We start from the raw sequence: 20,420 nt of genomic DNA, 5'->3' as shown, positions 1-20,420 counted from the left end.
GTCTGCGAGCCGTACCGTCCGGATTGCCCCGTCCAAACTTCATGCTGGAGCGGCAAGGCCCGAGCTCACCCGCGCCACATCAGTTCGCCGTCAGCCGCAGAACCTGGGCGGAGGGTGCAACGCCATGCGGGACGGCAAGCGTAACCGTGAACAGGATGGCGACTGCCATGATCATGCAGAGCTTCATCATGACCGTCCTGCGATCGGTGATCGGCAGGAACAGGAAGAACAGCAGCATCGCCGCCAGCGCGAGTTCGAAAACGTAAGACATGGATGACCACCTCCCTTGCCAGGAGGATGGCGCAGGCCGGAAGCCCAGACTGTGCGTGCCGTCACATCGGTCCGATAGACCGCGTGAGCCAGTATCCCGGCCGCCGCAGCGGGACCATGCAACCCAATCGATTGCCACCTCTCAGCCGTCGAACAGCGCGGCCTCGGTAAAGGCGAGATCGCCGAGACACGGCGGATGCGGACCTTTGGCATATTTGCGTCCGCGCTTGTCCGAGTACCAGCCGGCCAGCCCGGCAACGGGCTCGTTCGCATCGAGCCGCACCAGCAGGCCGCCCCGCCGCAGCAGGAACCGGCCGATGTTGCCGGCCAGCCGCACGAGGTCGGCGACATCCCGGCAATACAGCAGGCGATACACCGGCAGCGCGTTCATCACCCGGTGCTTCTGAAACACGAACGGATACGCCGCATCGGCCTCGCGCGCGACGAGACTGAGACACCCCCATTGCGCATGCTGCCGCAACAGATCGGCCGCGTCGGGAGAGAGCCCATGCACATCGCCCTCGGAGAATTCTTCGATACGGACATCCGAGCGCGATCGCGACAGGGCCAGCGCGGCGTAGACCTGTCCCTTGCAGTAGACCGAAAAGCCCTGGGCCTCGACTTGTGGCCAAGTGTGCGGAGCCGGCGTGATGTTGAAATAGGTCACCGTCTTGTCGCGGGTCGCCGCGCGCACCAGCATCGAGCTGAAGGCACGGAACGCCGGCTCGACATACCAGCTCGAGACATTGGCCCTGACGATCGGCTTACCGCCGCTGTGGAGCTCGGAGAACAGCAGCAGGATCACGCCGACGGGAACGCCGCCATGGTCGAGACAATAGCCGAATGCCGGAAAGCCGGCCGGCCGCGGGCGCGCCGCGTGACGTTCGAGTCCGCGCAGCCAATAGGCCTCGCTGCGGAAGGCGAATCCGCGCGTCAGCAGCGCAGCGACCGCCGGCAGATCCGCCGTGCGGACCTCTCGGATGCGAACCCCGGTCACGGCCTGCGCCGGCACCGGCTTGTCGTTCGCAATCTCGGCCTTTTTGATCGGCTGCATTCCAGCATCACCCGAGAGAGGTCCAGCGCGTCACCCGTCGCGCGGCGGGATTGTCACGGCTGCAATTATCGTAAAAAGGTCAGGTGGCAGTGAACCACGTCGCGCTGACCTTACTTTTCAGTTAACGGGATTCGCGAACCACATCGAGGTGTTGTCACTCGCCCCCCTCACGGTGACCCTCGCGACTGGCGTCATCACTCACGGCCGCGGCACGCGAAACATGTAGGTTTCATCGGCATTGAAGCCGTCGACGAAGAAGCGGCCGGGCTTCGCCTCGATGCGGCGCCGCAGCCCGTCCCAGCCCCAGACCTCGAGGCTGCGCGTCCATGCGGGCAGCTCGAGCTCGACCGCGCGGCCCGGCCGGTCGGTCCAGCCGGCAATGTTCTGCCACACGATCAAATCGGCATCCGATCCGCGCAGCGTGTACAGCGCCAGCCGCCGGTCGATGGACACGATCCTCATGTGACCGGCGAGCTGCAACACCGTCTTCACCACGAGGCTGCGCGCCTCCGGGGTCCAGGGATCCTTGCCCGCCGCCATTGCATAGGCCAGACCGTCGACATCGGGCGTGTCGCCGAGATTCCAAGGAAACGCCAGCATGGACACTGGCGAGCTGCCATCCTTGCCGACCACCGCAAGCTGGTCCCAGATCGCATTGAGAAACAGTCTCGCCGCGTCCGGCTCGCTATCCCATGCGCCGGCCCGCGCGACGTTGAACTCGGTTGCGTAGAAGTTGATGTCGCGGCTCAGCCCCATCGCCTGCTTGATGCGGTCGAAGCAGGTCTGCACCGAGAACTCGCGGCCGCGGGTCATCGGATACCATTTATCATTGTAGTAGGTATGCAGGTCGATGCCGTCGAGACGGCCGTCCTCGAGCAGATCGGCGATCGCCGGACCGTAGCCGCGCAACGTCGCATCGCCATGCGAGTTGCAGGTGGCAAAGCCGCCGGGAACGACCCGCAGCTTGGGGTCGACGCTGTGAACACCGTCCGCAAGCCCAGCCAGCGCGTCGTGATAGTCCTGGCGCGGGATCGTGGCCTGCACGTCGGGCTCGTTGATCGCGGTGAAGACGGTTGCGCCCCAATCGGGAATGCCGTTCTCGCGGCCCCAATCGCCACCGGGACGGAAACGTCTCGCCATCGCCTGCCCGGCGGCGAACCAGTCCTGATAGGATCCGATCGGCTGCGGCGGATCCAACCTCTGATAGCTGCCTTCGTACTCCAGCAGGATCAGCGGCATGATACCGTTCTTGTGCGCCTCCAGCATGGCGGCATCGAAGTCGTGCGGCGTGGGCACCCGCGCTAACGTCCGCCAGCCGTAGGAATCCATTCGGCCCATCCTGGCACCGACACCGTGCAGCGCCTGATAGATCTGCGTGCTCTTGCCGGCCAGATGCGTGACCAGATTGCCGCCGCCGATGCGCTCGTCGATCCGCAACGCCGAGGCGTTCGTTTCGCCGGCGCGAACGGCGCTCGGCCATGGCGACGTGACAAACGTTAACAGGGCTGTGCTAATGACCAGCAGATTGGAACGAAGTCGCAATGTCTGATCCCTTAGATTTCCGTTATGACGTTTGAGATTGTCCAGATCGTTCAAGAGATAAGCAATGCGGGCGGCGTGGAAACCGTTGCTATCGAGCTGGCGCGCGTTTTCGGCCGGAATGGTTTATCGAACGTCGTGCTCGCGAGCACCGTCGCGGACAATCTCGAACACACGATAAGGGTCGAGCGCGTTGCGCCATGGCTGGCGCGGATTCCGACTCGCGGACTGTTTCGGCACATCGGCCGCGCCGTGGTCGTGCCGCTGTTCACGCTCGCCGCGACACGGGCGCTGGCGCGGCACCCCGATGCCGTCGTCGTCAGCCACGGCGATAGTCTCAAGGGCGACGTGCTGATCGTGCATGCGGTCAATGCGCAGAGCCTGGCCGAGAAGCGCGCCGCCGGCAGCTGGCGCTGGATGCTCAACCCGATGCATCTGTGGGTCGCGCTGCGCGACCGATTCATGATCGGAGGCCTGCGGTATCAGGCGTTCGTGGCGGTGTCCTCCCGCGTCACCGCGGAGCTGCAGCGCTTCTTCCGCGTGCCGGCCGCCCGCATCCACGTCATCTCCAACGGCATCGATCTCGCGCGATTCAACCGCGATACCACCAGCGGCCAGGCGATCCGGCGTGAGTTCGGCATCCCGGATCATGCGCGCCTGCTGCTGTTCGCCGGCCACGAATTCAACCGCAAGGGACTGGCGCATGCGATCGGCGCGCTCGATCGGCTCGGCAACGACGTCTGGCTGCTGGTCGTCGGCTCGGACAATCCCGCGCCCTACCGCAGACTGACGCGCAACGCCCAGCAACGACTGATCTTCGCCGGCCCACGCTCGGACATGCCGGCGCTGTACTCGGCGGCCGATGCCTTCGTGCTACCTACGAGCTATGAGACGTTCTCGCTGGTCTGCATGGAGGCCATGGCCTGCGCAGTGCCGGTGTTCGCAACGCCGGTCGGCGGAATCGAGGATTATCTGCACGACGGCGTCAACGGCTTCCGCATCGCGGCCGACGCCGACGACATCGCCGCCAAGCTCGCGGCGGTCTTCGCCGATCCCGCACTGATGCGCCGGCTGCAGGACGGCGCCCATGCGACCGCGCAGACCTATGGCTGGGACCAGATCGGGCTGCAATACATCGAGCTGCTCAAGCAGATCGATGCCGCCAAGCGACAGCCTGGCCGCGCAGTGATTGCACTGCCGCTGAAGGCCTAGCTAATTCGTCTGCAGCCGCTGTGGGCGGGCGAGGCGGGATGCGGTTCTCGACTGATGGGCCGCACGGCATGCCGTTTCAATCGCCGCCGCGACCGCATCATAGGTGAAGCGCCGGAGCACGTTTGCGCGGGCCGCCTCACTGCGAACGGCGAGCTCCGCCCACTGGCCGCTGAGCTCATCGATGAGCCGACACAGGCTGCCGGGATCCTGCTCCGGCACGATCCAGCCGCCGTCGCCGACGACATCCGGAATCGCTCCGCAGGTTGATCCGATCACCGGAATGGCGCAGGCCTGGGCCTCGATGATCACCCGGCCGAACTGCTCGCGCACCGCGTCCGTGGTTCGCGTCAGCAGCAGCAATGCGTCCAGGCCGCGCAGGAAGGCCGCGACCGCGGCGGGTGAAGCCCAGCCCTGGATCGTGACGCGCCCGCTCAAGCCGAGTTCGGCCACGCGCCGGCGCAGATGCGGCTCGTGCGGACCTTCACCCATGATGCTCAGCGTGGCCGCCGACTTGCTCCGTGCGAGCGCATCGAGCGCATCGTCGAGACCCTTCTCGACCACCAGCCGGCCGACATAGCCGAGCCGCAGCGGCGAGCCGGTCGTCGCATTCGACGGATCATCCGCCGGCATGAAGGTCGCGAGATCGACACCATAGCCGATCGGGGTCACCGGACCCGTGTAGCCACGCGCCCTCACGACCTCAGTCGCGTCGGGACTGCGCGACAGGATGTGAGCGGTGTGGCCGAGGACGAATTTGCGGATCGCCTCGAATGGTGGCGGCAGCCGTTTCAGGATGTTCTGGTCGACCTCGAGCACGACCGCCGCACGGCCGCGCAGCATCTGCGCCTGCAGCGCGACGATGCTCCAGGGCTCTTCCCAAAGGTGAATCACGTCGGGATCGAGCTCGCGCAGCAGGCGGCGCAGCGCCGGATAGAAGTGCAGGTACCATTTCATCGGCCCGGCGTTCGGCAGCCGGATCGGAAGCCGATGGACGGGAAACCCTTCGTTGGAGTGAGGCGCGGTAATGGTGCGGCCGAATTCCTTCCACACTTCGGGCATCACAAGATGCAGATCGACGTCGGGCCGGGAGGCGAGATGGCGGTAGCGCAGCCGGCCGGCCTCGCTGCTGGTGGCAGGATGCGCAATCGAGACGATCCGCAAGCGGCCCCTGCTAGACACGGCCCATCACCTTCGCTGCAGTCCCGCTGAAGCCGGTGAGATGCAGCTCCATCGCCGCCAGCGTGCGATGCGCGCCGTTCATGGTGTTGCGCGGAATCGAAAACGCATCCTGCCCGGCTTTGACAAGGCCCTTGCGCGTGGTCGCAGCACTGGCGAATCCGGCCTGCCGCGCCAGCGCAAAGTCCCGCGGCCCGCAATCGGCGGCGCGCCCGTAAGGAAACGCGAAGTGCCGGACGTCGATGCCGAGCCGCTCGTTCAATCGCAGCCGCGCGCCGGCCAGCTCGCGCAGGGCGGCTTCCGGAGGCAGCGACGAGATGCGCGCATGCGAGACGGTGTGGGCTCCGATCTCGATGAGGGGATCCCCCGCCAGCGCTTCCAGCATGTCCCAGGAGATCGCATGTTTCCAATGCATTGCATCGCTGTCGATGGCGTTGGCGGCACAGAACGCGGCGTAACGATCCGCGGCCTGCGGGCCATCCCAGCGCGAGGCGACCTGCGCAAACACCGCGCGGCGCTGCTCGGCGCTCGACAGCGCGATCCGCTCATCGTCGACCGTGACGTGGTCCCTGTGCAGCAGCGCATCCTCCAAGCCAGCGGCCCACAGCGGCAAAGTGCCGTCGGGAATGCCGGTCGTCACGAACAGCGTCACCGGCACCTTGTGCCTGCGGAACACCGGCACCAGCAGCTCGCACGTATCGCGGTAGCAATCATCGATCGAGAAGTTGACGTAGCGGCCGGGCGGCTCGGCGCTTGCCGGCCGGCGCAGCGCCTCGCTGATCGTCACGACATCCCAACCCTGGTCGAGGACATAGCCGAGGAAACGATCGAGAAAGTCGGCATCGACGTAGAAGTCGCGATTGGGCAGACGCTCCCATTGCTCCGCGGGCGCGGTGCGGTGGAAGGTCAGGCAGCAGCCGCGCGGGCCGAGCACACGATCGGCGGCCTTGGCGAGCGGAAGGACGAAGGCACCGGATGCCATCATGGCCTTGGCGGCAGCGAGGGCCAACAGGGTCAACTCAGCTCTCCCTTCATCTTGAACGTACGACGAACATGGCGGAGCGCCGTGCCCACCACGGCCGGCAGCAGGATGCCGATCGCGAAGGCCAGGCAGAGCATATAGGCCAATCCGCCGGCGAACAGGCGCGGCAGCAGGCCCGGCACGGAGGTCTGAATCATCAGGCCGAGCACGGCCATCAGTGCGGTCGGCAGCAGGGCCAAGCCGATCACGAGCAGGAGCTTTCGCGCATCGCCGAGCACGAACACCACGCCCGACAGCAGCACGAGGCTGCGGATCGCTTCGCCAACTCCGAGCAACTGCATGCCGGCCGCCGGCGACGGATCGAACAGCGGCATCAGCAGGTTGAAACCCATGTTGGCGAGATAGGCAGAGACGATGATCAGCGCGGCGACGCCGTTGCGCCCGGCGCCATTGAGCAGGCGGATCAGGATCCAGCCGAGGGTCGCGGCCCAGACGCCGCAGGCGATGCCCTTGAGCGCATGCGAGGTCAGCAGCAGGGCCTCGTCGCCGAACGCGCCGCGGAAATAGATCAGGCGGACGATGTCGGTCGAGAAGACCAGCAGGAACGCTGAGGCCGGCAAAGTCAGTGCGAGCAGCGGCCGCAGCAGCGCCTCGGTCTGCGCGCGCGGATCGTGCGGGGCGTGCTGCGACAGCACGGCCATGCCGAGCGGCTGGCTGATCAGCAGCAGCGCGCTCTCGGTCAGCGAGCGCGCGTAGTCCAGCGAGGCGACGGCGCCCGTCGTCAGCCGCGACGCCGTGAAGCGCTCGATCCAGACATTGCCCTGCTCGGCCAGCGGCAGCGCAAGCAGGACGCGCAGCCGGCGGAAGAATTCGACACCCTTGTCGACCACCATGCCGGCGGTCAGGCCGGAGACGCTCAGCGCGCCCTCGCGCCACAGCGAGACCAGGCCCCAGGCGGCGAGGCCATTGAAAGCGACGGTGAAGGCGCAGGCGAGCATGTAGGCGTCGCCGGTCAGCACCAGCAGGCCGATTCCGCCGATCACTGCGACGTTGAGCAGGCTGGCGCGGACATTGGTCAGCCGCGTGCGCCCGAGCGCGATCTCGCCGGCCGCCAGAACGTTGAGGACCGCGGACGCCGGCATGCCGAACGCCATCATGCGCACGAAATGCAAAGTGAGCTCACGCCCCTCCGCCGAGAAGCCGCCGACGACGGCGTTCACCCAGAGCTCGCCCAGCAGCAGGATGATCGCGGTCACCGCGCTCGACACGATGGCAATGACGATCGTCAGCGCACCGAGGCTGCGCGCGGCATCCGGCCGCTGCAGCGCCTCGCGATGCATCGGGATCATGATCGCCGGCACGCTCTCGTTCTGCAGGAATGCGAGCGGGATGAGCACGGCCGCCATCGCGGCGCGAAAGCCGTCGGCGATGAGCGAGGCACCCAACACATGCGCCATCAGCACCTCGCGGCCGAAGCCGAGCATCTTGCTCGCCAGCGCACCGCTGATCAGCAGCGCACTGAAGCGCTTGAGCGAAGGACCGGAGGCGCTCATGCGGCTTCCTCCGACACGGCCGGCGGCCCTTTCCATCGCGCAGAGACTTGTCCGTCCTCGAGCAGTTTCGGCCACGACAGCATCGGCGCGAGAATGGCGAACAGCGGGCCGAGCGGATCGCAATCCGCAACGAGATCAACCATGCGCCGCTCGGAGGACGGGGCAGGTGTGACGATCGTGCTCACACCGCCGCTCCCGCACCGACATTGCGGATCAGAAGCCCGATCGAGTCCAGCATGCGTGCAAGACTGTAATGGGTGCGCGCGCGGCGCGACGCGTAGTCGAGCTGTGGCGCGAGGATCTCGGGTTGAGCCAGCACCGCGTCCAAAGCCTCGGACAGCGCACGCGCATCACCAGGCGGCACGAGCAGGCCGGCCCGGCCATGTTCGAGGATGTCCGGCGCAGCGCCAGCGTCAGTGGCAATCACCGGCACGCCGGCGAGCATCGCTTCGACCAGGGTGCGGCCGAACGGCTCGGGATCGATCGACGGATGCACCATCGCGTCCACCGCCTGCATCAGCAGCGGCACGTCGCTGCGATGCCCAAGGAAGTGAACGCGATCGCCGAGGCCCAGCTCCGCGACCAGCCGTCTCAGGTCAGCCGCGTAGTCCTGCTCGCCGAACAGGGCATCTCCGACGATGATGCCGTGAACACCCGGCAGTTTGGCCAGCGCTTCGATCAGAACATGCTGGCCCTTCCACTGGGCGAGCCGGCTGAAGACGCCGACCAGAGGTGCGGAGGGCAGGCCGAGTCGCTGCCGCACCTCCTGCTGCGATGCGCGCACGGGTTCGACGGCGAGGCCATTGGGCACGACCTCGACGAGAGAGCGTCGACCTCCGGCCTCGATGAAGGCGGCTGCGGCGGCTTCGGAGGGGACAACGACCTTCGCCGCGAAACGGTTGGCAAGATTGATCTGCATACGCCGCTGCAGCGCGCCGAAATGGGCCGGGCTGATGATGTCATGCAGATGCCATATCAACGGCCGCCGTGCCGCGATGTTGGCGATGGCCGACAGGACAAAGGCTTTCTGCGAATTGGCATAGAGGACGTCATGCTTGCGTGCGACATGCGCGAGCTCCGCGGTGATTGCCGCGAGTCGACCGAACAGCGGCAGCGCCTTGAGCCACGAACTGTCGCGTCTGAAATGCCCCAGGCCGCGGCCCCGGCGCGACGTGATGACCGACATGCCGCGCTCAGCCAGCACCTTGCCGAGCGGGCCCGGCTCGAACAGGAACACCGCGGAATCCTTGCGGCCCTGGACGACATCGAGCAGGATCAACTCGGCGCCGCCGATCTGCCCGGTGTGATCGACGAAAAGGACACGCTCGGTCGACATCACCCGGCTCCGGCGTAGGCTGCCACGGGCGCGGTCTGGACCACAGGCGTGCTGCGGTGCTCGACGTCGGTCATGGTGACGACGATGCCGACATCACGGGCTCCGAGTGCCCTGCTCCTGTTCACCGTCACGACCGCCGGCTCGATCAACGACCGGTCACTGCGCACACAGACGATCGCCCAGTCCGTACCGGCAAGGAAGTCGTTCCGTTGCGCCGGCAATGGTGTGTCGACGATCACGGCATCATAGCCATCGAGACCAGCGAGGAGACCGTCGAGGCTGATCGCGTCGAGAATGTCGCCGACCGGACCGGTCGTCGCACCAATCGGCAGCGCGTCGAGCGAGGGATGCGCGGTCGGCAGAATCATGTCCCGGAGCGGCGTCCCGCGCTCCAGCGCGCCGAGCCATCCGGGACTTGCCGGCAGGGCCATGATCTCGGCAAAGGCGGGATGCGAGACGTCGCACTCGACGACCAGCACGCGCCGGCCGGCGGCCGCGAGGTGCTCTGCCAGCGCACAGGCCGTGGTCGTCTTGCCATCTCCTGCATCGGGAGAGGTCACGACGATGCGCTGCGATCGGGTGGACCGCTTCAAGCCGAGTTCGTGGACGAGATCATGCAGGGTGTGCTGAAAATCGGTGTCCTCGGAGGCGAGGCGCAAGACGCGAGGGATCGCCAGCGGTTGATGGCCTTGCAGGATCGCGCCGAGCGCCGACATCTCGCGCAGGCTCTTCAGGCGCGGCAAGCAGGCCAGGATCGAAACGTCGGCGACGCTCGGGAGATGAGAGCTTCGTTCGGGCGCCGCCGGTGGCGTCGCCGTCTCCGGTGCGGTCACACTCTCGGCCAATTCAGGGACGATGGCCGGAGCTTCGTCGACAGCGGGGGCCTCGACCTGCTGGGCCGGCGCTTCCGGAGTGACGGGCACGGGCGGGCTGATCAGGCGCGCGCCGAGCTGATCGGCGAGCAGCGCAGCACCGACGCCGAAGATCAATGCGAGCGTCATGCCGGCGGCGAGGAATGGGATCTTCTTCGGGAAAAACGGCTTGCTCGGCAGCTCGGCGAGACTGACGAGCCGCGTGCTGCCGCGCAGGACGCGCCGCTCGGTTTCGAGCTCGCTCGCCTTCTTGTAGAGCTCGGCATATTGCTGGCGCTTGATCTCGGTGTCGCGCACCATGCTCTCGATGGAGGCCTCATCCAGCGTGGCCGAGCCGGCCTCGGCCTTGGCGGTCTCCATCTGCTTCTTGAGCGAATTGACCAGCGCGGTGTTGGCATCGAACGCCTTCTGCGCGCTGGCCGCGATCGACTGCATCTCCTCGACGAGACGTTGCTGGATGCTCGCCTGCTCGCGGGTCAGCGCCAGGATCGACGGGTGTTTCGGACCGAGCACGCCGGCGGCGCTCGCGAGCTGCGCGCTCACTGTCGTGAGCTGCTGCTTGAGGTCGGCGATGGTCCGGCTCTGCAGCACCGAAGGCGCATCGGTGGGGCCGCGCTCCTGCTCCGACTTGATCTCCTGCAGCCGCGCCGCAGCCTCGGCCCGCGCGGCCTCCGCCTGCGACAATTGCTGCCCGATGCTCGTCAGCCGCTCCGAGGAGATCGGCGCGTTCGCGCCGCGCATCAGCCCCTTGGTGCGGCGGAACTTCTGGATCTTGTCATCGGCCTCGCGCAGCTGCTGATCGAGCTGCTTCAGCTCCTGCCACAGCCAGGAGCTCGCGACCTCGCGGCTGTTGGCGCCTTCGGTGCGCTGATCCTCGAGAAACGTCTGCGTCAGCGCGTTGGCGAGCGTCTGCGCGACGTCGGGGAGACCAGACTGATAGGAGATGTTGATGACGCGCGAGCGGCCGGCGGAGGCGACGCTGAAACGGCTCTCGACGTGGTCGATGAACGCGCCGACATCCGTCTTGAGACGCTGGCACGCATCCGTCGAGCCGAGCAGGCGGCCGCGCTCGCATTCGCTGACGACAGCGTCGGCAACACCCGGCGACGAAATGATCTGCCGCAGAAGGCGCGGCGAGCGGATCACCAGCAGCTGGCTTTCCATGTCGGCGGGGTCGCCGACCTTCTGCGCCCACGCCGCCGAGGTGTTGGCACCAGGCTCCTGCTCGGCGATGATCACGGAGGCCGTGGCGAGATAGCGTACCGGCAGCAGCACAAGCGCGGCCACGGCAAGCGCGAGGACGGCACCGGCCACAATGGCGAACACGCCGCGACGGCGCCAGATCCGCCCCAACGCGTCGAGACCGGACAAGGCTTCCGTAAGACCCGCCTGCCTCATGATCTGCACCCACACCACATATGAACGTTACGCAATCAGCCGTGTCGCGCGGCCCTGATGTCCCGCACGGAAATGCTCGATCTCCTCGTTGACCGCCGCGACGAACTGGCTGCGGAAGCGCTCCGCCGAGAAGAAGCCGGCGCGCTGGCGGCAATCGAGCCGCGAGATCGACTTCTCCTTGGCCACGAACGATCGCACGCAGGCCGCGATCGCCGCGGGCTCGGGCGAGCCGAAGAACATGCCCGTCGGGCGCGGCCCGGTGGTGAGGATCGACTCGCGCGCACCGCCGCGGCCCAAGGCCAGCACCGGCGCGCCTTCGGACTGCGCCTCGACCGGGATGATGCCGAAATCCTCTTCCGCGGCGAACACGAAGGCGCGGGCGGTGGTCATGAGGTCACGCAGCTGCTTGTCGGGCACGAAGCCGGCGAACTTGACGTTCGGCCCTGCGATCGACTTCAGACGCGCCGCCTCCGGGCCGTCGCCGGCCACGACCAGCTCGAGGTCCGGCATGGTATTGAAGGCGCGCACGATCGGCTCGATGCGCTTGTAGGGCACGAGCCGGCTGGCGGCGAGAAAGTGGTTGCCGACCGGCAGGATCGCATCGCGCTGCGCGATGGTCACCGGCGGATAGATCACCTTGGCGTCGCGGCCGTAGATCTTCTTGATGCGGCGGGCGACAAACTGCGAATTCGTGAAGATGGCGTCGGGGCCGTGCGCGGTGCGGGCGTCCCAGATCCGCATCTTGTGCAGCAACGTGCGGGCGATGAGGCCCTTGACGCCGGTGGCGTAGCCGCTCTCCTGAAGATACTGGTGCTGCAGGTCCCAAGCATAGCGCATCGGCGAATGCACATAGGCGATGTGGACCTGCTCCGGCCCGGTCAGCACGCCCTTCGCCACCGCGCAGCTCGAGGAGATCACGAGATCATAGCTCGACAAGTCGAGCTGCTCGATCGCGAGCGGCATCAGCGGCAGATAGGAGCGGTGATACTTCCGCAACAACGGCATCTTCTGCAGGAACGTCGTATGCGACTTTTCGAATCCCAGCTTGGCGCGGTCCTCGGGACGCAGCAGGTCGAACAGCGTGAAGACGTCGGCGCCGGGATAGCAGCGCAAGATCTCCTGCAGGACCTTCTCGGCGCCGCCGAGAACGTAAAGCCAATCGTGGACGATCGCCACGCGCATCGCACTCTCCCAATTCCCGGGGTATTTAATAAAACCCTTAAGGGAGGTATCCACGCGCACAACCAATTCCTAAACTTCTAGTTAATCGCCCTTGTCCTCCGACCCGTCGAATGAGCCATGATCAGGTAGGGATCGGTTAAGGATTTGCCAGCCGCTCCGCGTCTCATGTCGCGACAGGATCGTGCCGGACGCGAACGCCTGATGCGCGGCGGTCCCGCTTCGGCACACTCCAACACCCTAGGCCGTCTTGCTTAACAGGCCCTTGCCGTAGCGGACGCTCACCCGGTCCACCCTCGCCGCACACGATCGTGATCGCGCGCGTCCCGATCAGCCGGCGATGGCGAGCTGCGCGATCGCGTAGCCATGGCGGATCACGCGGTTCAGCACGGGATCGGCGAGCTCGAACTCGAAGCGGTCGGCGGAGCGGATGCCGCCCTTGGCGGCAAACGTGCCGCCGAACATCGCGGTGCCCTCGGGCAGGCCGGCCTCGCCGTAGCGGCGCGCGATCAGGTCGAGAGGCGCCAGCATGCCGCTCAGCGCTCCCTCCTGGTACAGCACCCGCTCGCCGCCGATGGTCGCGAACGCGCGCAGCATCAACCGGTCCCAATGCGCGGCGACGTCGTCGACCAGCCACAGCTCCGACGCCACCGGCTTGTCGCACATCTGCTTGGAGACGGTGATGTTGTAGGTCTCGACCTTGCGGTCGGTATGGTCGGAGCCGACGCCGACGAACAGCCGGCCGCCCGATTTCACCAGCACGAACTCGACCTCGCCGGAAGACTCCCCGCCGCTGACCTCGATGCTGTCGGATATGGTCAGCCGGCTGGCCGCGGCCTCGTAATAGATCGGCGTCGTCGCCGGACGGGGAATGCCGAGCTCTTCCAATTCGGCGATGTGCTTGTCGCGGGCGACCGGATCGCGCCCGGTCCAGCCCGCGATGACGAGCCGGCTCAGCGTCACCTGCTGCCGCGTCGCCGCACCATCCGCGTGAACCAGGAATTCGATTGTCGTGCCGCTCATCGTCTCATCGCCTCTGTCCCGTCAGACCGCCGCTTAGCCGCCTCGCCGCGCGCTGGCAAGCGCCGCGCGTCACTCGTGCTCGGCCTTTTCCGCCTCGTGGTCCTCCTTCAGATGCCGCTTGCGGATCTGGTGGGTCGTGAACCAGATCAGCGCGATCGCGACCGGGACGAAGGCGGCGGTGGCGAGCGTCGGCTCGACCGGCAGGCCGCTGTCATGCGCGCCCTTGGCGAGATAGCCGAACAGGCTGACGACGTAATAGCCGATCGCGGCCACCGACAGGCCCTCGACCGTGCTCTGCAGGCGCAGCTGCAGCTTGGTGCGCTCGTTCATCGAGCGCAGGAGATCGCGGTTCTGCTGCTCCAGCTCGACATTGACGCGGGTGCGCAACAGATCGGCGGCGCGCGCCAGCTTGAGCGATAGGTTCGACTGCCGCCCCTCCAGCGCGTTGCAGGTGCGCATCGCCGGCGCGGTGCGCCGCGCCAGGAACGACGACCAGCTCGAATAGGGCGCGACCGGCTCGCCCTCGATCACCGACAGGCGGGCCTGCACCAGGTCGTAATAGGCGCGGCTGGCGCCGAACCGGAACAGGCTGCCGGTGGCGCCGCGCTCCAGCAGCGCCTCGAGCTCGGTCAGCTCGCGCAGCAAATGGTTGTTGAGCTTGAACGATTGCGCGCCCTGCATCTCCGCGAGCACCTCGACCAGACGGCGCTCGATGCGGTCGACGTCCGGCGCCAGCGCCAGCGCCGCCGGCAGGCCGAGCAGTGCCAGAGTGCGATAGGTCTCGAGCTCCAGCACGCGCTGCACCAGCGCGCCGAGCCGCTCCGGCGTCGGACCGTCGGCGCAGACCAGGATGCGGGTGAAGCCGTCGTCGTCGAGGCGGAAGTCGGAGGCGACCGCGCCGGCGCTGCCCTTGATCGCAACGATGGCGAGGCTGCTCTTGTCGAAGATCTCCTCGGCGCGCGCCACCGGATCGGCGGCGTTCTCGACCTCGAGCTTGACCGCCACCAGCAGCTCGCCGGCCTGCGGCAGCGCCGCGATCAACGCCTGCAGCTCGGGCGCGATGGCGCCGAAGCGGCGCGGGCCGGCGCCGGCCGGCGGGCTCCAGATCCAGGTGAGGGTGGCGAATTCCGAATGCTGCTCGAAGCGCAGCCTGACCGGGCCGAGATCGACCTGGTGATGCTTCACGCCCGGCTCCGGCGGCAGCGCACCATGCTGCGCGCAGAACGCGGCAAGGCTGGCGCGGTCGGTCGCCGCGCTGTCGCCATCGACGCCTTTCCTGGCCATGAAGGCGAAGCGGATCACCAGCACCGGCTGCGTCAGCGGCGTGAACGGCCGCGCATGCACCTCGTTCAGCACGCTCTCGCGCAGCGCGTGCGGCGTGAAGGCGGACTTGTCGAGCGACGTCATCGGCAGAGCCCACGCGTGAGAGCGACACCTGACGCAGACGATTGCGCTGCGCCTGAATTGATCACCCCCATCATGCCGTGCATCCCCCTGACTTCCATTGTTGCCCTGCCACCGACGCGCCGGCAGCATGTGACACCACTGTAGTGCAATTCAATAACGGCGCCACGGCTGCGGCAATGTCGTGCGTGTTGGCGGCTCTCTCAGCGCGCCCCCTCCGCCGCAATCACCGATGCGATGTTGCACGATGAGGAGCGGGCATTCATTCGATCGATCATGACCAGCGCACGACTGGGCTACCCCCACCCCCGACCGCTCACCGCAAGGGGGAGGGGCGCATCGGCTTCGCGGTGAGAGGTCGAATCCGACGGCGGATGTCCGGATGCGACCGGCGGTGGGCAGCGTGAGCAACACGCCCGTCGCCAGTCGCCGTCACCATCGCGCTTGAATGTAGTAACGTCTCTACATATGCTCTGCCGTCAGAGGGATAACGACCACTGCCAGGAGGCCGGCCATGACCACGCTGACCAGCCGCGAGTTCAACCAGGACACTGGCCGCGCTAAGAAAGAAGCGGCCAACGGGCCGGTGTTCATCACCGACCGCGGGCGGCCGGCGCATGTGCTGCTGACCATCGAAGACTATCTCCGCCTGGCCGGCGGCGGCATGAGCCTCGCCGACGCGCTGGCGCAGCCGGGGACCGATTTCGATTTCGAGCCGCCGCGCATCGCCGGGCCGATCGGCCGGCCCGCCGACCTCGACTGATGTTCCTGCTCGACACCAACGTCGTCTCCGAGCTCAGGCGCCGCGACAAGGCGAACCGCAACGTCGTCGCCTGGGCCGCAGCGCGGCCCGCCGCGAGCGTTTTCCTCTCGGCGATCTCGATCCTCGAGATCGAGTTGGGCGCGCAGCGCGTTGCGCGCAGAGACCCGACCCAGGGAGCTGCGCTGCGGGCCTGGATAGACCAGCATATCCTGACGCATTTCGACGGCCGTATTCTCGCCATCGACACCGCGGTGGCGCAGCACTGCGCGCGCCTGCATGTGCCCGACCCGCGGCCCGAGCGCGACGCGCTGATCGCCGCGACGGCGCTGGTCCACGGGCTGACCGTCGTCACCCGCAACACTGCCGATTTCGTCGCCACCGGCGTCGCGCTCCTCAACCCGTGGAGCGATGCAGACGGCGCGCCCTGAGCCACGCGGGGAGCGCCGCGCATGCAGGGCACGCAGGCCAACCGCGCCCGCTCCGCAGAATCGTCACATCCGCCGCGTCGGCGAGATGTATTATGGATCTCGACCGTCACACCCGGCCTCTGTCTCACCCCACAGGACGTTTCATGACCCTCTCCTCCATCGTCGCGCGCGGTGTCGCGCTGGTTGGCAATGCGGCGCTGCAGTGGCGCAAGCTGCATGGCGAGACGCCGCAGCCGGCGTGGGGGGCGCAGCCGCAGATCCCGGTGGCGAAGCCGCAGGGCCTGCTGCCGACTCTCAAGATGCCGACGGCGCGCGGCTGGCGCGACGGCGAGAAGCCGGTGGCGGCGCCTGGGCTGAAGGTGAATGCGTTCGCCACCGGGCTCGACCATCCGCGCTGGATCTACGTGATGCCGGACAGATCGGTGCTGATCGCCGAGGCGACGCAGGTGCCGAGCCCGGTGCGCAACATGTTCGGCTATGCGATGCAGGCGACGATGCGCCGCGCTGCAGCGCTCGGCGTCAGCGCCAACCGCATCACCCGGCTGGTCGATGCCGATGGCGACGGCACCGCCGAACGCCGCAGTGCCTTCATGGAGAATCTCAGCCAGCCGTTCGGCATGGCGCTGATCGGCAGCACCTTCTATGTCGGCAACACCGACGGCATCACAGCCTTCCCCTATTCTGCGGGCGCCGAGCGCATCACCGCGTCGGGCAAGCGGCTGACGACGTTCAAGCCGGGCGGGCACTGGACGCGCAGCCTTTTGGTCAGCCCTGACGGCACCAAGCTCTATGCCGGCGTCGGCTCGCTCACCAACATTGCCGAGCTCGGCTTCGAGGTCGAGGAGGGCCGCGCCTGCATCTATGAGCTGGACATCGCCAGCGGTGCGAGCCGCATCTTCGCAGCCGGCCTGCGCAACGCGGTGGGGCTGGCGTTCGAGCCACAGACGCGGGTGCTGTGGACCGTCGTCAACGAGCGCGACGGGCTCGGCGACGAGACGCCGCCGGACTATCTCACCTCGGTGCGCGAGGGCGGCTTCTATGGCTGGCCCTATTGCTACTGGGGCAGGACGGTCGACGACCGCGTTCCGCAGGATCCGGCCCTGGTCGCGACCGCGCTGACGCCGGACTACGCGCTCGGCGGCCACACCGCCTCGCTCGGCCTGTGCTGGCTTCCGGCGGGCACCTTGCCCGGCTTCCCCGAGGGCATGGTGATCGGCCAGCACGGCTCGTGGAATCGCAGCAAGCTGTCCGGCTACAAGGTAGTGTTCATTCCGTTCGAGAACGGCAAGCCGTCGGGTCCGGCGCGCGACATTCTCTCCGGCTTCCTGGCGCCGGACGAGAGCTTCTCCTATGGCCGCCCGGTCGGCGTCGTCATCGGCCCGGACAGATCGTTGCTGGTGGCCGACGACGTCGGCAACTGCATCTGGCGCGTGACGGGGGCGTGAGCCTCGCAAGCGAAGGCCGAGGCCGCGATCGGCCTCGGCCTTGCGCATGTGCCGCCATGCTCAGTCGTGGCCGTAGTACTGGCGATTGCAGTAGCGGCGGCCCGCTTCGTGCTTGGCCGCGCGCTGGGCCGGGGTGGCGTTTGCCGGGATCAGGAAGTTGCCGCTCGCAAACAGTTGCAGGCAGTTGATGTAGTTCTTGTTGCCCAGCCATTCCCAGCCGGCAGACGCCGGCGATGTCGATGCGGATGCGAGCAGGCCCGCGCCCGCGACGATGGCGGCGGCGGCGAAAAGACGAATGCTGGACGTCATGACCTTGTCCCTCGTTGCTTGAGGCTGCCCCTGCAGCCCATGCGAGGATCATGACGGTCAGGGCGCGCTGCTTCCGTGACGGTCCGCACAGAGAGAGATGATGCCGCATGGACGGGGCCGCGGCGCTCAGCCGCGGAACAAGCATCACGCCCGCGACGTTGTCCGGCACAGCGACAGGAGAGTTCCATGGCCGACAATGTCAATCCCGATCGGAAGCAGCCGGGCGAGCATCGCGAAGGCAAGTTCCACTACAATCCAGGCAACCAGGCCGGCAAGACGGTCGAGGTCGGCAAGCCGGAGAACGAGCAGGTCAACAACAAGGACCGCATCGAGAACCGCGAGAAGCCGCAGTCGCGGTGAGGCGGACAACATTTTAGGTTCTCGTCATGCCCGGGCTTGACCCGGGCATTCATTTCTACCGCGCCAAAACAGCTGGATGGCCGGGGCGAGCCCGGCCATGACGGCGGAGAGAGGACTGTCCGCCCTATCCTTCGAGCAGGAACGCCAGCGCCTCGTCGCAAGGCGCTTCCACCTTTAGCGACAACAGATCATCCGCGCGGGTGCGGCCGAGATTGACGGCCGCGATCGGGATGGCGCGGTCGGCGGCGGCGCGGACGAAGCGGAAACCCGAATAGACCATCAGCGAGGTGCCGACCACGAGCATCGCGTCGGCCTGATCGACATGTTCGCGCGCCGTGGCGACGACCTCGCGCGGCACGGTCTCGCCGAAGAATACGACGTCGGGCTTGAGGATGCCGCCGCAGGCGCGACAGGCCGGAACGGAGAACCCGGCGAAATCGACCCCGTCGAGATCGGCATCGCCATCGGGCGCGGCGGCGGCATCATGCGCCAGCCAGCGCGGATTGGCGCCCGCCAGCTCGTCCTGAAACGCGGCCCGCGACAGCGTGGCGCCGCAGCCCATGCAGCGGACGCGGTCGAGCCGGCCGTGCAGATCGATGACATTGCTGGTGCCTGCGGCCTGGTGCAGCCGGTCGACATTCTGCGTCACCAGCAGCGCGCAGCGGCCCTGCGCCTCGAGCCGCGCCAGCGCGTGGTGTGCGCCGTTCGGCTGGGCGCGGCCGAAGCGCCGCCAGCCGACCATGCTGCGCGCCCAGTAGCGCCGGCGCGTCTCCTCACTGCCCATGAAGGCCTGATAGGTCACCGGCGGCGTGCGCTTCCACTGCCCGTCATTGTCGCGATAATCGGGGATGCCCGAATTGGTGCTGCAGCCGGCGCCGGTGAGCACGACGATGCGGCGGTGATTGTCGAGAAAGGATTTCAGCGCGGTGGGATCGACCATGGCGCAGATGTAGTCGCCGGAGCCGGCCTGCGCCAGTCCGCCACGCCCGCGTCGGGATCGCATGAACCATTGCGCTCGCCCGATCTTATCCCGGCGGGAGGACCTGCCATGACACCACGCAACGGACATGACCGCGGATTGTGGCCGCTCGAAGCGGACGAACGGGATGGCGCGCCGATCGACGACGAGCGCGACCTCGACACTGGCGAGGGCGGCACCATCGAGGTGCCGCTGCGGGATAAGGACATCGCCAACGACGATTGACCGCGCTCACGATTCCGGCGGCACCGTCGCCAACCAGTGCCGGGCGATGTCCGCGCGCGGCGCGATCCACGCCGCGCCGCTGCCGGCAATGTGCCTCAGGATCCGGTCGAGCGCGCCGATCCGGCCGGGGCGGCCGATCATGCGCAGATGCAGACCGATCGACAGCATCTTCGGCGCCGTCGCGCCCTCACGCGCAAGCCAGTCGAAGGCGTCGATGACGTAGTCGGCGAAGTCGGCGCCGCGGAAGCGCGAGCCGTTGAAGAACTGCATGTCGTTGCTGTCGAAGGCGTAGGGCAGCACCAGATGCGGCCGGCCGGCGACGGCGACATAGTACGGCAGGTCGTCATTGTAGGCGTCGCTGTCATAGAGGAAGCCGCCCTGCTCGACCAGCAGCCGGCGCGTGTTCGCTGACGCCGCCGAGCGCGTATGCCAGCCGAGCGGACGCTTTCCGGTGACGCGCTGGATCGTCTCGACCGTGCGCGCGATCACCCGGCGCTCCTCCGTCTCGCCCATGCCGGCATGGCTCTGCCAGCGCCAGCCATGCGCCGACACCTCGTGGCCGCGCGCGACGGCATCGCGTGCCAGCTCCGGCGAGCGCTCGACGGCGCGGCCGCAGGCGCTGACGGTGACCTTGACGCCGTGGGCGTCGAACAGGTCCATGATACGCCACCACGCCGCGCGCGTGCCGTATTCGAAATGGCTGTCGATACAGGGATCGGGGCCGTCCAGCCGATGCACGACCTCGTAGATCGCCTCGTTGCTCGGATCGCCGTCGCACACCGAGAATTCCGAGCCCTCCTCGAAATTCACCACCAGCGACACCGCGACGCGTGCGTCGTCGGGCCAGCGCGGATGCGGCGGCCTGCCGGCATAACCCGTGAGATCGCGGCGGAAAACAGGCTGTGGGGTCATC

General features: G+C 67.4%; 21 protein-coding genes. 6 read left to right on the top strand and 15 right to left on the bottom strand.

Annotated features, from left to right (window positions below; genetic code table 11):
- Positions 1 to 79: 79 nt before the first annotated feature.
- From QX135_RS03455 to QX135_RS03445, 3 genes are all read right to left on the bottom strand, one after another.
- Positions 80 to 271: a hypothetical protein gene (locus QX135_RS03455; protein ID WP_315797853.1), complete on the bottom strand. Its 192-nt coding sequence runs from the start codon at positions 269 to 271 to the stop codon at positions 80 to 82.
- 141 nt (positions 272 to 412) lie between these two features.
- Positions 413 to 1,324 (bottom strand): acyl-CoA acyltransferase, encoded by a 912-nt coding sequence (locus tag QX135_RS03450; RefSeq protein WP_315797854.1) that lies wholly within the window; start codon positions 1,322 to 1,324, stop codon positions 413 to 415.
- A gap of 198 nt (positions 1,325 to 1,522) precedes the next feature.
- Entirely contained in the window at positions 1,523 to 2,743 is a 1,221-nt protein-coding gene (locus QX135_RS03445; RefSeq protein WP_409997713.1) for a hypothetical protein, read from the bottom strand.
- Positions 2,744 to 2,890: 147 nt separating this feature from the next.
- On the opposite strand from QX135_RS03445, the gene QX135_RS03440 reads away from it, so the two are divergent.
- A complete protein-coding gene (locus QX135_RS03440) occupies positions 2,891 to 4,075 on the top strand; it encodes a glycosyltransferase family 4 protein (protein ID WP_315797855.1) in 1,185 nt (394 codons plus the stop codon).
- On the opposite strand, the gene QX135_RS03435 is transcribed toward QX135_RS03440, so the two are convergent.
- The 9 genes from QX135_RS03435 to QX135_RS03395 all read right to left on the bottom strand — a co-directional run bounded on the left by QX135_RS03435 (position 4,076) and on the right by QX135_RS03395 (position 15,001).
- Positions 4,076 to 5,254, bottom strand: coding sequence for a glycosyltransferase (locus QX135_RS03435; RefSeq protein ID WP_315797856.1), 1,179 nt, complete (start codon positions 5,252 to 5,254; stop codon positions 4,076 to 4,078).
- Positions 5,247 to 6,269 (bottom strand): polysaccharide deacetylase family protein, encoded by a 1,023-nt coding sequence (locus tag QX135_RS03430; protein WP_315797857.1) that lies wholly within the window; start codon positions 6,267 to 6,269, stop codon positions 5,247 to 5,249. Before QX135_RS03430 ends, QX135_RS03435 begins: the two co-directional genes overlap by 8 nt.
- On the bottom strand, positions 6,266 to 7,786 hold the full coding sequence (locus QX135_RS03425; protein ID WP_315740804.1) for a lipid II flippase MurJ: 1,521 nt from the start codon (positions 7,784 to 7,786) through the stop codon (positions 6,266 to 6,268). The genes QX135_RS03430 and QX135_RS03425 overlap by 4 nt, the downstream gene beginning before the upstream one ends.
- Positions 7,783 to 7,971 carry a hypothetical protein gene (locus tag QX135_RS03420; protein ID WP_315777245.1) on the bottom strand — a complete coding sequence of 63 codons (189 nt, stop codon included), beginning with the start codon at positions 7,969 to 7,971 and terminating at the stop codon, positions 7,783 to 7,785. The genes QX135_RS03425 and QX135_RS03420 overlap by 4 nt, the downstream gene beginning before the upstream one ends.
- Positions 7,968 to 9,125: a glycosyltransferase family 4 protein gene (locus QX135_RS03415; RefSeq protein ID WP_316233944.1), complete on the bottom strand. Its 1,158-nt coding sequence runs from the start codon at positions 9,123 to 9,125 to the stop codon at positions 7,968 to 7,970. Before QX135_RS03415 ends, QX135_RS03420 begins: the two co-directional genes overlap by 4 nt.
- The gene (locus tag QX135_RS03410) at positions 9,122 to 11,392 is read right to left on the bottom strand and encodes an exopolysaccharide transport family protein (RefSeq protein WP_316178920.1); all 2,271 of its coding nucleotides are present in this window, start codon (positions 11,390 to 11,392) and stop codon (positions 9,122 to 9,124) included. The genes QX135_RS03415 and QX135_RS03410 overlap by 4 nt, the downstream gene beginning before the upstream one ends.
- Positions 11,393 to 11,419: 27 nt before the next feature.
- Positions 11,420 to 12,574, bottom strand: coding sequence for a glycosyltransferase (locus QX135_RS03405; protein WP_316178918.1), 1,155 nt, complete (start codon positions 12,572 to 12,574; stop codon positions 11,420 to 11,422).
- 327 nt (positions 12,575 to 12,901) lie between these two features.
- Entirely contained in the window at positions 12,902 to 13,594 is a 693-nt protein-coding gene (locus QX135_RS03400) for a DUF2848 domain-containing protein (protein WP_316178916.1), read from the bottom strand.
- 69 nt (positions 13,595 to 13,663) lie between these two features.
- Positions 13,664 to 15,001, bottom strand: coding sequence for a DUF3422 domain-containing protein (locus QX135_RS03395; RefSeq protein ID WP_316178914.1), 1,338 nt, complete (start codon positions 14,999 to 15,001; stop codon positions 13,664 to 13,666).
- 511 nt (positions 15,002 to 15,512) lie between these two features.
- Between QX135_RS03395 and QX135_RS03390 the strand changes: the two genes are divergently transcribed.
- From QX135_RS03390 to QX135_RS03380, 3 genes are all read left to right on the top strand, one after another.
- The gene (locus tag QX135_RS03390; protein ID WP_315770518.1) at positions 15,513 to 15,761 is read left to right on the top strand and encodes a type II toxin-antitoxin system Phd/YefM family antitoxin; all 249 of its coding nucleotides are present in this window, start codon (positions 15,513 to 15,515) and stop codon (positions 15,759 to 15,761) included.
- Positions 15,761 to 16,189: a type II toxin-antitoxin system VapC family toxin gene (locus tag QX135_RS03385; RefSeq protein WP_315777254.1), complete on the top strand. Its 429-nt coding sequence runs from the start codon at positions 15,761 to 15,763 to the stop codon at positions 16,187 to 16,189. The genes QX135_RS03390 and QX135_RS03385 overlap by 1 nt, the downstream gene beginning before the upstream one ends.
- Positions 16,190 to 16,332: 143 nt before the next feature.
- A complete protein-coding gene (locus tag QX135_RS03380; RefSeq protein ID WP_316178912.1) occupies positions 16,333 to 17,634 on the top strand; it encodes a sorbosone dehydrogenase family protein in 1,302 nt (433 codons plus the stop codon).
- Positions 17,635 to 17,694: 60 nt separating this feature from the next.
- Here QX135_RS03380 and QX135_RS03375 read toward each other — a convergent pair whose 3' ends face one another.
- Positions 17,695 to 17,943, bottom strand: a complete 249-nt coding sequence (locus QX135_RS03375) for a hypothetical protein (RefSeq protein WP_315740814.1) — start codon at positions 17,941 to 17,943, stop codon at positions 17,695 to 17,697.
- Between the two features lie 186 nt (positions 17,944 to 18,129).
- Here QX135_RS03375 and QX135_RS03370 point away from each other — a divergent pair, with 186 nt between their 5' ends.
- Complete coding sequence (locus QX135_RS03370; protein WP_315740815.1) at positions 18,130 to 18,303, top strand: hypothetical protein; 174 nt, start codon at positions 18,130 to 18,132, stop codon at positions 18,301 to 18,303.
- Between the two features lie 124 nt (positions 18,304 to 18,427).
- Here the strand turns inward: QX135_RS03370 and QX135_RS03365 are convergent, their stop codons facing one another.
- Positions 18,428 to 19,306, bottom strand: coding sequence for an NAD-dependent protein deacetylase (locus QX135_RS03365; protein WP_316178911.1), 879 nt, complete (start codon positions 19,304 to 19,306; stop codon positions 18,428 to 18,430).
- Between the two features lie 45 nt (positions 19,307 to 19,351).
- On the opposite strand from QX135_RS03365, the gene QX135_RS03360 reads away from it, so the two are divergent.
- Positions 19,352 to 19,507 (top strand): hypothetical protein, encoded by a 156-nt coding sequence (locus QX135_RS03360; RefSeq protein WP_316178909.1) that lies wholly within the window; start codon positions 19,352 to 19,354, stop codon positions 19,505 to 19,507.
- Positions 19,508 to 19,513: 6 nt separating this feature from the next.
- Here the strand turns inward: QX135_RS03360 and QX135_RS03355 are convergent, their stop codons facing one another.
- Positions 19,514 to 20,419 (bottom strand): polysaccharide deacetylase family protein, encoded by a 906-nt coding sequence (locus QX135_RS03355; RefSeq protein WP_316178907.1) that lies wholly within the window; start codon positions 20,417 to 20,419, stop codon positions 19,514 to 19,516.
- Between the last annotated feature and the right edge of the window lies 1 nt (position 20,420).

This window comes from Bradyrhizobium sp. SZCCHNR1098, assembly GCF_032489375.1.
In the GTDB taxonomy this organism is placed as follows: domain Bacteria; phylum Pseudomonadota; class Alphaproteobacteria; order Rhizobiales; family Xanthobacteraceae; genus Bradyrhizobium.
Note: the sequence above shows the minus strand (reverse complement) of the source record. Positions and strands in the feature narration are given on the sequence as shown.